The organism is Paenibacillus hexagrammi (genome assembly GCF_021513275.1).
Classification (GTDB): domain Bacteria; phylum Bacillota; class Bacilli; order Paenibacillales; family NBRC-103111; genus Paenibacillus_E; species Paenibacillus_E hexagrammi.
In genome coordinates this window covers 3,542,495-3,556,614 of sequence record NZ_CP090978.1, presented here as the reverse complement: position 1 = coordinate 3,556,614, position 14,120 = coordinate 3,542,495, and the positions used below count along the sequence as shown (strand labels likewise).

Annotated in this window: 11 protein-coding genes; 10 read left to right on the top strand and 1 reads right to left on the bottom strand. The window is 47.3% G+C overall.

Annotated elements, in window-relative coordinates:
• The 8 genes from L0M14_RS16280 to L0M14_RS16245 all read left to right on the top strand — a co-directional run bounded on the left by L0M14_RS16280 (position 1) and on the right by L0M14_RS16245 (position 11,239).
• Positions 1-141 (top strand): hypothetical protein, encoded by a 141-nt coding sequence (locus L0M14_RS16280; protein WP_235117735.1) that lies wholly within the window; start codon positions 1-3, stop codon positions 139-141.
• On the top strand, positions 138-494 hold the full coding sequence (locus L0M14_RS16275) for a hypothetical protein (protein WP_235117734.1): 357 nt from the start codon (positions 138-140) through the stop codon (positions 492-494). The genes L0M14_RS16280 and L0M14_RS16275 overlap by 4 nt, the downstream gene beginning before the upstream one ends.
• Positions 449-1,633 carry a cohesin domain-containing protein gene (locus L0M14_RS16270; protein ID WP_235117733.1) on the top strand — a complete coding sequence of 395 codons (1,185 nt, stop codon included), beginning with the start codon at positions 449-451 and terminating at the stop codon, positions 1,631-1,633. Before L0M14_RS16275 ends, L0M14_RS16270 begins: the two co-directional genes overlap by 46 nt.
• Before the next feature lie 88 nt (positions 1,634-1,721).
• Positions 1,722-2,159 carry a family 43 glycosylhydrolase gene (locus L0M14_RS31560; protein WP_311198718.1) on the top strand — a complete coding sequence of 146 codons (438 nt, stop codon included), beginning with the start codon at positions 1,722-1,724 and terminating at the stop codon, positions 2,157-2,159.
• 25 nt (positions 2,160-2,184) lie between these two features.
• Entirely contained in the window at positions 2,185-4,950 is a 2,766-nt protein-coding gene (locus L0M14_RS31555) for a beta-xylosidase family glycoside hydrolase (protein WP_311198717.1), read from the top strand.
• Positions 4,951-5,074: 124 nt separating this feature from the next.
• Positions 5,075-5,578 (top strand): family 43 glycosylhydrolase, encoded by a 504-nt coding sequence (locus tag L0M14_RS16255; protein ID WP_235122929.1) that lies wholly within the window; start codon positions 5,075-5,077, stop codon positions 5,576-5,578.
• A complete protein-coding gene (locus L0M14_RS16250) occupies positions 5,556-8,342 on the top strand; it encodes a carbohydrate-binding protein (protein WP_235117732.1) in 2,787 nt (928 codons plus the stop codon). Before L0M14_RS16255 ends, L0M14_RS16250 begins: the two co-directional genes overlap by 23 nt.
• Before the next feature lie 68 nt (positions 8,343-8,410).
• Positions 8,411-11,239, top strand: a complete 2,829-nt coding sequence (locus tag L0M14_RS16245; RefSeq protein WP_235117731.1) for an NPCBM/NEW2 domain-containing protein — start codon at positions 8,411-8,413, stop codon at positions 11,237-11,239.
• A 78-nt stretch (positions 11,240-11,317) separates the two neighbouring features.
• On the opposite strand, the gene L0M14_RS16240 is transcribed toward L0M14_RS16245, so the two are convergent.
• On the bottom strand, positions 11,318-12,004 hold the full coding sequence (locus L0M14_RS16240; RefSeq protein WP_235117730.1) for a C40 family peptidase: 687 nt from the start codon (positions 12,002-12,004) through the stop codon (positions 11,318-11,320).
• Between the two features lie 227 nt (positions 12,005-12,231).
• Between L0M14_RS16240 and L0M14_RS16235 the strand changes: the two genes are divergently transcribed.
• The gene (locus tag L0M14_RS16235) at positions 12,232-13,188 is read left to right on the top strand and encodes an ATP-binding protein (protein ID WP_235117729.1); all 957 of its coding nucleotides are present in this window, start codon (positions 12,232-12,234) and stop codon (positions 13,186-13,188) included.
• A gap of 20 nt (positions 13,189-13,208) precedes the next feature.
• Entirely contained in the window at positions 13,209-14,084 is an 876-nt protein-coding gene (locus L0M14_RS16230) for a tetratricopeptide repeat protein (protein WP_235117728.1), read from the top strand.
• The last annotated feature ends 36 nt before the right edge of the window (positions 14,085-14,120 follow it).

The window sequence follows — 14,120 nt, the reverse complement described above, 5'->3', positions numbered from 1 at the left end:
ATGCTCGTCAAGGACTTGAACAGCGAGCTGACAGTGAAGCAGATTACCGTTGATAAGACTTCGGTTGCTCTGGATGCCGGTCAAACAGCCACTTATAAGGTAACGGCCGAGTACTTCGGGATGGTCACACCCAAGATGTGACTCAAAGCGCAACCTATAACAATCCTAGTCCTGCTGTCGCAGAGGTAAGTAACGGCAAGATTACGGCCAAAGCCAGCGGAACGACGGATGTTACAATCAGCTTTAAAGGTGAGCTGGGTGAAGCTGCAACGGCGCATATTCAAGTCACGGTCAATTCGCCCGTTGTAGTGGCTATTGAGGCAGAGACTGCTGCAGCTAATTCTGCTTACTGCCTACGTATATGGCACGATAAGCGATCCATACATGGTCCATGGTTAATGGACAGACGACAAAAGCAATGCTTTTTGGTCCTGACACGGGTTTCGCTATGTCTGGTACAGATGCTGCTACACTGGCATCAGGCTCCAGATTAGGATACAAGATCAATTTTACCACCGCAGGGAATTATAACGTCTGGGCATTGGTGAATACGGATAGCTCCAATTATAATGGCGATTCCGTTCATGTTGGATTGGATAACAAGTATGCTTTCACAACCAATGGTTTGGCAGCCAGCGGCACTGGCTGGGTGTGGGTGAATCTCAGTACTGCTTCTGGGGGCGCTACGCTAAATATTCCTACCGGTTCGCATGAATTGAATTTCTGGGGACGGGAAGATGGACTAATCATCGACCGAATTTATTTGACGACAAGTAATTCGACTACAGCCCCAGTCTGGCCGTCTGCACCTAGCGGTGTTGTTCTTAGCGGGCCTGCAGAAGCTGCTAAAGGCTCCAACTTCGACATGAGTTATGGATTAAGCGGCATGGATCAAAATATTTACGGTCAGGATATCACGTTTACGTATGACCCGACACAGGTGGAATTCGAATCCGCTGAATCCGTGAATCCGGATCAAGTGGTCATTGTCGATAAGGCTCAGAAGCAGGGGGAAGTCCGATTCATTGTTGCTACTTTGGGACAAAACGCCCATCTCGACGGCAGCTTATTGAACCTTCATTGGAAGGTCAAGAATGATACGGCGGCAACAGCTTCTACTATTTCCCTTTCTAAAGGTATCATCGCCGATGAAGCCGGTATTGAAAAGGAAGTAGACAGCAGATCGTATACCGTCCAGCTTAGTGGCGTAGTCGTTGATAAGGCTGCACTGCTTGCATTAATTGCCGATGCACAAAGCAAGCATGATGCGGCAACAGAGGGAACCGGTGTAGGACAATATCCGGCAGGCACCAAAGCAGCGCTTCAAGCAGCAATTGATCAAGCGAAAGCTGTAGCGGATAACACGGCAGCAACTCAGCAGCAGGTAGAACAAGCGGTAAGCTCACTCACTGCAGCGTTGAAAACGTTCACGGATTCCGTCATCACTAGGAAACCAGGTGATACGAACGGTGACGGTCAATACTCCGTAGGCGATTTGGGCATGGTCGCAGCAGCCTATGGTAAAACATCCGCCGATTCGGATTGGAACAGCTACAAAGCTGCCGACCTGAACAACGATGGCAAGATTGACATTGAAGACTTGGCGGCAATGGCTAGAAAAATACTTGAATAGGTTTAGTTACATCTGAGGGAGGCAGCCTCCTCTCTCTATGATTGAAATCTTCAACGACTATGGATCAAAATGGGAGGAATTCGAATCCATGTACAAACGATTATTTGCATTCGTATTCGCATTCACATTGTTACTTGGCATTCTTCCAGCTGCATCAATACATGCTGAAGAGAGTACGGCGAAAAACCCCATCATATGGGCAGATGTACCGGATGTGGATGTGATTAGGGTCGGAGATTCGTATTATATGACCAGCACGACCATGCACATGAACCCTGGGGTTCCGATCATGAAATCCAAGGATCTCGTCAATTGGGAAATTGTAAATTACGTGTATGATATTCTCGCTTCCGGCGATAAGCAAACGCTATCAAACGGGCAGAACATATACGGGCAAGGCTCATGGGCCAGCAGCATTAGATATCATAACGGCAAGTTCTATGTTGTATTTGCCTCTAACGATATTGGCAAAACTTATATCTTCCAAACAACAGATATCGAGAAGGGTCCTTGGGGAGAAGCATGAGCTTGCAGGCGGTGTTTATCATGATATGTCGCTGCTGTTCGATGATGACGGACGCGTATATTTGGTTTATGGAGGCGGAACCATTAAGGTGATTGAGCTTACTTCAGATGCAACAGCCATTAAAGAAGGCGGCATGAATAAGACAATCATTGAAAATGCAAGCGCTCCCGGCGGTTCCGGCGGTCTTGGAGCTGAAGGCTCACACATCTATAAAATCAATGGCAAATATTATATTTTCAATATCTCATGGCCATCAGGAAGTATTCGTACCGAATTGGTACACAGAGCTGATTCGATCGATGGCACCTATGAAGGCAAAATTGCGCTAAGATCGGGAAGTAATTCAAACAGTGCAGGTGTCGCGCAGGGCGGGATTGTTCAATCCCCTGACGGCAAATGGTACGGCGTATTGTTCCAGGACTACGGTTCAGTAGGACGTATTCCCTACATTGTACCGATGACATGGAGTGAAGACGGGTGGCCAGTATTTAGTGATGTCAATGATACGGGAATTCCAGCTGAACTTTCAAAGTCGTGGGTTTCGTCGGATGATTTCGATCAGAGATCCGAGAAAGTCGCGGCCTACCATACAGAGGTAGCAAGCGGGGAAAATGATGACAATGGATCTCACCTTGGACTTGTTTGGCAGTGGAATCATAACCCAGACAATAGATATTGGTCGCTTACTGACCGTCCGGGGTACCTAAGATTGACCACAGGCAGAACGAGTACCGACATTCTTGATGCGAGGAATTCATTGACACAAAGAACCTTCGGGCCAGAGAGCTCAGGAACCGTTTCCGTGGATGTCAGCCACATGAAGGATGGAGATTATGCCGGAATTGCCGCATTCCAGAAAAACTACGGATTCGTCGGTGTTAAGATGTCAGGTGATACCAAATCTGTGGTTATGGTCAACGGAAGCTCAGGCACAGCTGTAGAGCTGGCAAGTATCCCTGTGACTCAGAACACTATATATTTAAGAACGGAATTGGATTTTAAAAATAGAACGGATAAAGCTTATTTCCTTTACAGTCTTGACGGTGAGCATTGGGCATCCATAGGGAACGCGCTTCAAATGTCCTATACATTGCCGCATTTTATGGGCTATCGCTTTGCTTTGTTTAACTTTGCTACTAAAACAACAGGCGGATACGTAGACTTTGACTATTTCAAACTCGATGATAAGCTGTCAGGTGCCAATTTTGACACGAACCTGAAGAGCCTTCAAGTGAATGGTTCACAAGTGAGCGGATTTAATCCGAGCATTTACAGCTATTCCATTGACGTTCCTGCTGGATCGGCTATTCCTCAGGTTACCGCTGCAGCCAGCGATTCTGATGCAAGCGTTACAATTGCACAAGCAACATCGCTGCCAGGTAAAGCTACAGTGACCGTAAGCAGAGACGGCTTACAAACTACAGTCTATACGATTAATTTTGATACGCCAGCTATGGTGGCTATTGAGGCGGAAAAAGCAGCGGAAAACACCGCTGATGCTTATGTATCTGGTACGGCTAACGGCCATACGTGGACGCTTGTTGACGGACAGTCCTCGAAAGCGATGCAATTTTTGCCTGACGACGGCACTTCAGTTACACCAGGTACGGATGCTGCCAGCCTTGCTGCGGGTTCTAAATTGGGATATAAAATAAACTTCCCAACTTCAGGAACCTACAATGTTTGGATTCTTGCCAAGAGTCATAGCTACCAAACGGACTCTATCCACGTTGGAATAGACAATCAATATAAGTTTACGTCCAATGGCATTCAAGCTATCAGTAACAGTGATTTTAGATGGATGAATCTTAGCAATGGAGGTTCGGCAGTTACCGGCGGCACCACATTAAATATTTCCGCAGGTATGCATGAATTGAACTTCTGGGGAAGGGAATCTGGCTTAATTATTGATCGGATTTACGTTACAACTAGCAATTCGGCCGCAGACCCTGTATGGCCGACGAATACAACAGGTGTTGCACTTGAGGGGCCAGCGCAAGCTGCTAAAGGATCAGCCTTTGATTTGAAATACGGGTTACACGGTATGAATCAGAATATCTATGGTCAGGATGTAACCTTTACGTATGATCCGACCCAAGTAGAGTTCGTATCCGCTGAATCCGTGAATCCGGACGAAGTGGTGATCGTTGACAAAGCCCAGAAGCAAGGTGAGGTTCGTCTACTTGCAGCCACAATCGGCCCGAACGCACGTCTGGACGGCAACCTTATTCAACTTCACTGGAAGGCGAAATCCGACACTACGGCAAATGCTTCTACGATTTCCCTGTCCAAAGGGACCATTGCCGATGAAGCTGGTCACGAGAAAGAATTGGGGAGCAAATCGTACACCGTTCAGCTCACCGGAGCTGTCGTTGACAAAGCTGCACTTCTTGCATTGATCGCGGATGCGCAAAGCAAGCATGATGCGGCAATCGAGGGCAGCGGCGCAGGACAGTATCCAGCTGGCTCCAAGTCAGCGCTTCAAGTGGCAATTGATCAAGCGAAAGCTGTTGCGGGCAGCACGGAGGCAACTCAAGAGCAAGTTGAGCAAGCGGTAAGCGCATTGACAGCAGCATTGCAAACGTTCGAGGATTCAGTCATTACCATTCAACCTGGTGACACGAACGGGGATGGACATTATTCCATTGGCGACTTGGGCATCGTTGCAGCAGCCTATGGCAAAACATCTGCTGATCCGAACTGGTCCAGCTACCAAAATGCTGATTTGAACGGTGACGGTAAAGTGGATATCGAGGATCTTGCGGCCATGGCTAGGAAGATACTTGAGTAGGTAGTATTCCATCTAGCAATTCGTCAACCTACAAACTCGAGAGGGAGGATAACCTCCCTCTCCATACTTAAACGTTTTGCTTCCTGTACGATTTTGAAAATGGAGGTATAACATCTTGAAAAAAGTGGTAAGCGCTTTTATGGCATGCAGTATCTGTGCAGCGATGTTTGCTTCCGTGACCTTTGCAGATAATCCAGTCGTGCAAACCACATATACCGCTGACCCTGCACCAATGGTGTATAACGGTACGGTGTATCTTTACACAGGGCATGACCTGGATATTGCTACGAATTCGTATAAGATGGTCGATTGGAAATGCTACTCATCAACCGATATGGTGAACTGGACCGATCACGGTTCTGTGTTGGATGTTACTGCTTTTAAATGGGCTAACCAGACACAGGATGCCAATGCGGCCCAGGTTATTTATCGAAATGGGAAATTTTACTACTATGCAGCGGTCTCTTCTACGATTCCTGGCAAGGGAGGTATCGCCTTAGGTGTTGCTGTGTCGGATAGTCCCACAGGTCCCTTCAAAGATGCGATCGGAGGACCGCTTGTTACCAATGACATGACGAAGTACGCATCCCACTCTTGGGATGATCTTGATCCGACGGTTATTCATTGATGATGATGGTCAGGCCTACTTGTACTGGGGCAACAATGCCTTGTATTATGCCAAGTTAAACGATGATATGATTTCGCTCGACGGCGATATCACGGCGATTCCTTTAACAACAGATTCGATAGGACCGGATTACGAAGAAGCTCCGTGGGTCTACAAACGCGATGGACTCTATTATCTGGTCTATGCGTCCGGTTTTCCGGAATCTATTCGGTACTCTACAAGTACCAGCCCAACCGGACCTTGGACATATAGAGGGGTTGTCATGCCGCAACAAGGCACCAGCTCGACGAACCATCCGGGAATCATTGATTACAAAGGAAATTCCTACTTCTTTTATCACAAAGCAGGGCTGCCAGGAGGTGGAAGTTACAAGCGTTCTGTTAGTATTGAAAAATTTGAATATAATGCCGACGGTACGATACCGACATTTAATATGACGACTGCAGGTGTTGCGAACAGCACGGGTCATTTAAATCCGTATACCAATAATGAAGCTGAAACCATAGCCTGGGAGTCCGGTATTACAACCGAGCCCTCCAGTCAAGGAGGAATGGTCGTAAGCAGCGTTGATAACGGGGACTATATCAAAGTGGAGAGTGTTGATTTTGGCGACATAGGTGCAGGAACATTTAAAGCTCAAGTTGCAAGCAGTTCAGCAGGTGGAACGATTGAACTGCATCTTGACAGTGCGGACGGCGCCTTGATCGGGACCCTCCCTATTTCCAACACCGGTGGCGATAGCAGCTGGATGACGAAAGCAACGACTGTATCTGGTGCAGTTGGAGTCCATGATCTATACATGGTATATAGAGGGGCATCCACAGGGAATCTCTTCACAGTAGATAACTGGCAATTCGGGGAAAAGAGCGCTGTTCATGATCTTGCAGCGATCAATGCATCCTCCGATACATATAAAATTGATACGGCTTCGGGAACCAACAAGGCAAGCATGAAGGTTACAGCCATTTATACCGACGGAACAAGTGAGGATGTTACTGCTCAGGCAGCAATAACTCCAGAGCAAAGCGGAATTGTCAGTGTCAGCGGCGGTGCTGTAACCGGAGTGGGCTATGGCTCTACTAGCATTAATGTCAGCTACGGAGGAAAAACAGATTCACTGAATATGCTCGTAAAGGATATGAACAGTGAACTGACGGTGAAGAGGATTACCGTTGACAACCCTTCCGTTGCGCTGGATTCCGGTAAAACAGCAGCATTTAAAGTAACCGCAGAATATCTCGACGGCCACACGGAAGACGTGACACAAAGAGCTGAATACAGGAATCCAAGTCCTGGAATCGCAGATGTTTCGAACGGCACAATTACGGCGAAAGCCAGTGGAACAACCGATGTGGTTGTAAGTTATAAAGGGGAACTGGGCGATGCTGTAAGCGCACAGATACATGTCACGGTCAATACACCTACGGTGGTGGCCATTGAGGCGGAAAAAGCGGCTGAAAATTCAGCAGACGCTTATGTTATTGGCAATGCAAACGGCCATACTTGGTCACTAGTGGACGGAGAGTCTACGAAAGCCATGCAATTTTTACCTGATGACGGGACCTCGGTTACTCCGGGGACGGATGCGGCAAGCCTCGCTGCGGGCTCCAAGCTGGGGTATAAAGTTAACTTTCCGACTTCAGGAACTTACAATGTTTGGATTCTAGCCAAGAGTCATAGCTATCAAACGGATTCCATTCACGTTGGACTCGATAATCAGTATAAGTTCACTTCCAATGGAATTCAGGGTGTTAGCAACGGTCAGTTTAAATGGGTGAATCTCAGTAATGGAGGTGATATTGTAACCGGCGGCACTACTTTGAATATTTCTGCCGGCATGCATGAATTGAACTTCTGGGGGCGGGAATCGGGACTCAGTATCGACCGGATTTATTTGACCACTAGTAATGCAACCACAGATCCTGTATGGTTGACAACACCCAAAGGTGCCCTACTCGGAGGGCCAACGGAAGCAGCTAAAGGATCAACGTTTGAACTGAATTATGGCTTAAGCGGCATGGATCAAAATGTTTATGCACAAGATGTAACATTTACGTATGATCCAAGCCAGGTAGAGTTTGTTTCGGCCGAATCCGAGAATCCGAATCAAGTTGTGATCGTTGATAAGGCTCAGAAGCAAGGTGAAGTGCGATTCATTGCAGCAACTATTGGGCAAAACGCGCATCTTGACGGCAGCATTCTGAAGCTCCATTGGAAGGTGAAATCCGATACTGCAGCAGCTGCATCTACAATTTCTCTATCCAAAGGGATCATTGCGGATCAGACAGGTGCTGAAAAAGATCTGGAGAGCAGGGCTATTGCCGTTCGTCTCACTGGCGTAGTTGTTGACAAGACCGCACTGCTAGCCTTAATTACGGATGCACAAACCAAGCATGATGCAGCTGCAGAAGGAACCGGTGTTGGCCAGTATCCGGTAGGCTCCAAAGCAGTGCTTCAGACAGCGATCGATCAAGCGAAAGCAATTGCAGATAACTCATCTTCATCTCAGCAGCAAGTAGAGCAGGCGGTAGTTGCATTGACGACAGCGCTGCAAACGTTCATGGATTCTGTCGTTACCAAACAGCCTGGCGATGTGAACAATGATGGCCGTTATTCTGTGGGCGATTTGGGTATGGTTGCGGCAGCTTATGGCAAAACATCCGCTGATCCGAACTGGTCTACTTATAAAGATGCAGATTTGAACAACGATGGTAAGATCGACATCGAGGATCTTGCAGCTATGGCAAGGCAGATACTCAATTAGGTTATTTGGTATTTTGATTGATACTTTTTGTATCAATCTCATAATTCATCATTTTTGGAGGAATGAGAGTGAGAAAAAGTTTATCGACCCTTATTTTGTTCATGATTCTCTGCATGCTATTCTTAACTCCTGCCTATCAGGCGGAGGCTGCTAGTAACGGACTTGCTGAAACGCCGCCGATGGGGTGGAACAGCTGGAACAAGTTCGGCTGCAATGTCAGCGAGAACATGATTAAAGAAATGGCAGATGCCATGGTTTCAAGCGGCATGAAGGATGCCGGTTATCAATATGTGAATATCGACGATTGCTGGCAAACGGATCGAGAACCAACAACAGGTAAAATTGTGGCCGATCCAGTTCGGTTTCCGAGTGGAATGAAAGCTCTTGCTGATTACGTGCATTCGAAAGGTTTAAAACTTGGACTTTATACGGATGTCGGCTTTAAGACTTGCGGCGGGCGTCCAGGCAGTCGAGGTTATTACGACATTGACGCAAAGACGTATGCGGAATGGGGCATTGATTATGTCAAAGTTGACTGGTGTTATGTTGACCCGGATGGGAAATTGTTAAACTATGGCGCGAAGCCTGATGCTGCAACTTGGTATAGTGAATTTGGTGAAGCACTAAAGAATTCAGGTCGAGGAATTGTTTTTAGTATTTGCAACTGGGGCGAGCAATCACCATGGGATTGGGGACCTCAGATTGGGAATTTGTGGAGAACCGGGCAGGATATTGGGGATGCATGGGAGAGAGGTACAAATTGGTATTATGGAATCATCAATGCTTATGATGTAGCTGTCAATCATAGCGCAAGTGCAGGACCTGGAGGCTGGAATGACCCGGATATGCTTGAAATAGGCAATGGCGGTGCAACGAATGTAGAATACCGTTCGCAATTTAGTCTGTGGAGTATGCTAGCGGCACCGCTGATTGCCGGGAATGATCTCAGAAGCATGTCGCAGGAAACCAAAGATATTCTGATGAATAAGGAAGTCATTGCTGTCAATCAGGACCCTCTTGGTGTTCAAGCGACTAAAATTATTGACAATGGAGATATTGAAATACTTGTGAAGCCGCTTTCGAATGGTGACAAGGCAATCGCATTGTTAAATAGAGGGGCTCAGTCAGCGAAAATAAGCGTGACAGCTGCAGAGGCAGGACTTCCTGCTTCGGAGGGATATATTGTAAGAGACCTATGGCAGCATTTTAGCAAGGGATCCACAGGAACCATCAAGGCGGATGTTCCTTCTCACGGTACGGCTATGTTCAGAGTGAGTCCTGCAACCATAGATAATTTGCCAGCTTCTTTGGATATGACGATTGCTGCTTCCAGCGGTCAAATACAATCAGGCAAGTCAGCTGAGCTTACGGCTACCCTGCATAATGACGGTGTCAAGGATGTAACTAAAGCCGCTATTAGCTTGCAGCTTCCAAGCGGTTGGACAGCTGCTCCGTTATCCTCCACCAGTTTTGAGCGTGTAGCAGCAGACCAAACGGTATCGGCAAAGTGGAGTGTTACTGCTCCATCTGATGCAGTCGGAGTTAAAGATATTGGTGTGACCGCAACCTATGAAGACGTGGATGGAATCAAGCAATTGCAGAGCAGTCAGAGATTCAATGTCCTGCCTCCTGACGGCACAATATATGTAAGTGATATGGAGCCTCAGGATTCTACAAATGGTTGGGGTCCAATCGAGAAAGACATGTCTAATGGGGAAGCAAGCAAAGGTGACGGCAAGACGATTACGATCAAAGGAGTTCCATACAATAAGGGCATAGGGACAAATGCAGCAAGCTCCATTACCTACAATATTGACGGTAAATTTGATTCGTTCATTTCCGATGTGGGAATTGATGATGAAGTAAGCGGGCGTGGAAGTGTGACGTTTGAAGTATGGGGAGATGGCAAAAAGCTTTGGGACAGCGGACTCATAAAGGCAGCTTCCTCAACAATTGGTGCGGAGGTTAACGTAAAGGGTGTTAAGCTACTCAAGCTGGTTGTTACCGATGGCGGAGATGGCAATGCCTACGACCATGGTGATTGGGCAGGTGCTAGATTGACAGCAACGGCTCAGGAATCCAAGGGTGCTGTACTTGAAGGACCTGACCAAGCTGCTGCAGGAACAACTTTTGATCTGAGCTATGGCCTAAGCGGCATGGATCAAAACGTATATGCTCAAGATCTAACCTTCCGTTATGATCCATCCCAGGTGGAGTTCGTATCGGCGGAATCCGTGAATTCGGATGCGGTCGTGATCGTTGACAAGGCTCAGAAGCAAGATGAGGTACGTCTGCTTGCAGCTACAATTGGCTCTAATGCGAAGCTCGAAGGTGATCTGCTTAAGCTTCATTGGAAGGTGAAGTCTAATACAGCGGCAACAGCTTCTACGATAACCCTTTCGAAGGCTGTAATGGCTGATGGAACGGGTGTTGAAACTGAATTGGATAGCAAGTCCTACACACTTCAGATTAATTCCGTTGACAAGGCTGCACTTCTTGCATTGATTACGGATGCGCAAGGCAAGCATGATGCGGCAGTCGAAGGCAGCAGCGCAGGACAGTATCCAGCTGGCTCCAAGGCAGCACTTCAAGCGGCAATCGATCAAGCGAAGGCTGTAGCGGATAACACTGCGGCAACCCAAGCACAAGTTGAGCAAGCGATAAACGCATTGACAGCTGCGCTGCAGACCTTTACAGATTCAGTGATAACCACTGAGCCTGGAGATACGAATGGCGACGGCCGTTATTCCATCGGTGACCTGGCTATCATTGCTGCAGCTTATGGCAAAACCTCCGCTGATCCGAATTGGTCCAGCTATAAGAAATCCGATTTGAATAATGACGGCAAGATTGATATCGAGGATCTATCTGCAATAGCTAGGAAAATATTGGAGTAGCTGATTAGCTCCAATGTATCGAATAAATGCCCATACACAGGACACTTAAAAAGTGCCTGATGTGTGGGTATTTTCTATTTAAGTTAAAACTCGTCTTGCTTCTATGAAGCGCTGCTGCCATTGCCCAGTAAATTCCGAAACCGTTACGCCTATACCCGGCCTGAACGTATGTAGAATAAGTCCATTCCCCATGTAGAGAGCCACATGTCCGATTCGCTGCACACCTTCTTTATTTTTCCGCTCGGGCGTTGTGAAGAATAGCAGGTCTCCGTCCTGCAGGTCGTCTTTCGTAATGCTTGTTCCGACCTGACTTTGCTCGCGTGAATCCCGAGGCAACTTAATTTGTTCGCTTGCAAATATATATTTCAAGAACGAAGAGCAGTCAAAATCTTTGGTTTGTCCGTATTTAGCTCCAAAAACATACGGCGTGCCCAAGTAATTCATTCCTTTGGCAATGATACGCTGAGCGATATGTCCGTTGGAACGTCCTGTGTCAGAAGCTTGAACAGATTTGTAATACGTAGCGAGTTTAGCAATTTCCTTATCGGACAGCTTGACCGTCTTGGAGTCTGGCACAGGGTCGTAAGGGGTATTAATCCAGGTGACTCGAGTATCAGATAATTCTTGCTTCTGAGCGGCTTGTGATGCATTCAATAGTTTGGAACTGGAAGTGCTATCGGCACGTTCGTGCCAGGTACGGAATTTAAAAGTGCAGCCCCCAATAAGGAGAAGTGAGGCGCCTAGAATGATGATCCATGATTTCATGCTGCATGCCTCCGAGTCTTAAGTTGTTTATGTAGATATGTCACCTATATAATTCTTTCATATTTTCTGAAATAAAGGGGTGATGGGAATGGGAATATTAGGCGATTGCGCGAACGGCGGTTGCAGATCAACGTGTGAACGGTAAGGTTGGTGTTCCAACCGAAAGGATGCCTCTACTCATGCAGTTATGCTAAAATAATTTTACATAGCTAAGGAGGGGGAGACCGATGTCCGACCAAGATGAACTTTCGGAGCGGAGAAAAAATAAACTGAAGCTCATTCAATTCAGCAAAGATGATCAGATGCTTGTAGAATCGGAAAAGCCCAAGGAGACATTCGCGGATGTAGGCGGCTTGGAGGATGTTAAGAAGAAAATTCGCATGAATTTCATCCTTCCACTCAAGCAGCCGGAGGTTTTTGCAGCTTACGGCAAAGAGGCCGGAGGAAGCCTGCTGCTTTACGGGCCCCCGGGCTGCGGGAAGACCTTTATCGCGAGGGCGGTTGCCGGAGAGATCGATGCGAATTTCTTGCATATCGAACTGCAGGCCATACTTTCGATGTATGTGGGGCAGAGTGAGCATAATCTGCATGATATTTTTGAAAAAGCCAGGGAGAATAAGCCGTGCGTCATTTTCATAGATGAATTGGATGCTATGGGAGGAAGCCGCCATCAAATGAGGCAGCATCACGATCGGATGCTTGTGAATCAGCTGCTGCTGGAGCTTGACGGTCTGCAGGCGAATAATGATCAAGTATTCGTAATTGGTGCTACCAACACGCCATGGTACCTTGATTCTGCGTTGCGTCGTCCGGGAAGGTTTAATCACCTTGTCTTCGTACCGCCTCCACAGGAAGCAGAGCGTGAAGCCATTCTGGAGCTGAAGCTTTCCGGCAAGCCAACCGGCAACTTAAAGCTTGCGAAGATTGCTGCGCAGACCAAGCTGTTTTCGGGAGCTGATCTTGAGCAGGTGGTTAAGGATGCCGTAGAGTGTGCGATGGAGCGGACATTCGAGACCGGCGAGATACAGCCTATTTCGCAGGAAGATTTGTTAACAGCGGCAAAAGATCGCAAAGCGACGACTCTGGATTGGTTCTCTACAGCGAAGAATTATGCAACCTTTAGCGACGTCAACCAAGATTACAAACTTGTGTTGGATTATATGAAACAACATGGAATCAAGTAGCGGCAGGAGTGGTGGAAGCAATGACAGCCGATAATCCGATTCAAGCGGCTTATGCTGCCGCACACCAGCTGATTAGCTGGAAGAGGTATAAGGAAGCTCTTGTGGAGTTGGAAAAAATCTTACAGCAAGACCCGGAGGATGCAGATGCCTATGCGCTGCGAGCCCGCGTATTCCTCAAGTTGAATGATTATGACAAAGCGCTACATGAAACCAAAGAAGCCCTTAAGAGGAGTCCGGAGCATCAGCATGCCTGGTTTGTTCTCGTGGGAGTCTATTATGAGACTGATAAGGACCATGAATTTGAACGGGCCCTTACAGAGGCTCAGCGCATTGACCCTTATGAGGCGCACTATTTCTTCCTGAAAGCGAATCGGTTGAATAAAAAAGGGAAGTTCAAAGAGTCCAAGGAGCAGCTGCTGTTAGCACTCGAGCTTGAGCCGGAAACACCGATTTATTTGGCGATGCTCAGCTATCAAGAGGCTCTTCTGGGTAATGACGAGGCATCAAGACAATTGGACCGGGAAGCTATTCGATATGATGCGGAAACGTCTCACGTGCTTCTCTACTTGGCTTGGGCGGCATCAAGGCGTGGAGACTATGATTTGCAAGAGAGCTATATGCGCAGTGCAGTCCGGCTTAATCCGGAGTCTAAACAGTTTCAAGATGAGTATCTCCAGGCGCTACAGCACAGCAACAAATTGTATCGTATGTTTCTTTGGCCTTCTCGTATTCTTCGGAAAATGAAAGCGTGGCAAATCTGGCTCGCCTGGATTGTGGCATGGTTTTTATTCAAGCCCTTAATCCTGCTCTTTATCTTGTTGTATGTTATAACGCATTGGGTGACGAAGGCGATCGTGCACGTCCGGGTGTTCGGATGGAGAAGAAGGGGCAGTTGAATTTTCCAGTCTGTGTGCTTAAATATTAGAGGCCGT

Coding starts and splice junctions, on each gene's coding strand:
- L0M14_RS16240 (WP_235117730.1), bottom strand. CDS start 12,004: ATGAAATCATGGATCATCATTCTAGGCGCCTCACTTCTCCTTATTGGG.
- L0M14_RS16270 (WP_235117733.1), top strand. CDS start 449: ATGTCTGGTACAGATGCTGCTACACTGGCATCAGGCTCCAGATTAGGA.
- L0M14_RS31555 (WP_311198717.1), top strand. CDS start 2,185: ATGTCGCTGCTGTTCGATGATGACGGACGCGTATATTTGGTTTATGGA.
- L0M14_RS31560 (WP_311198718.1), top strand. CDS start 1,722: ATGTACAAACGATTATTTGCATTCGTATTCGCATTCACATTGTTACTT.
- L0M14_RS16230 (WP_235117728.1), top strand. CDS start 13,209: ATGACAGCCGATAATCCGATTCAAGCGGCTTATGCTGCCGCACACCAG.
- L0M14_RS16235 (WP_235117729.1), top strand. CDS start 12,232: ATGTCCGACCAAGATGAACTTTCGGAGCGGAGAAAAAATAAACTGAAG.
- L0M14_RS16280 (WP_235117735.1), top strand. CDS start 1: ATGCTCGTCAAGGACTTGAACAGCGAGCTGACAGTGAAGCAGATTACC.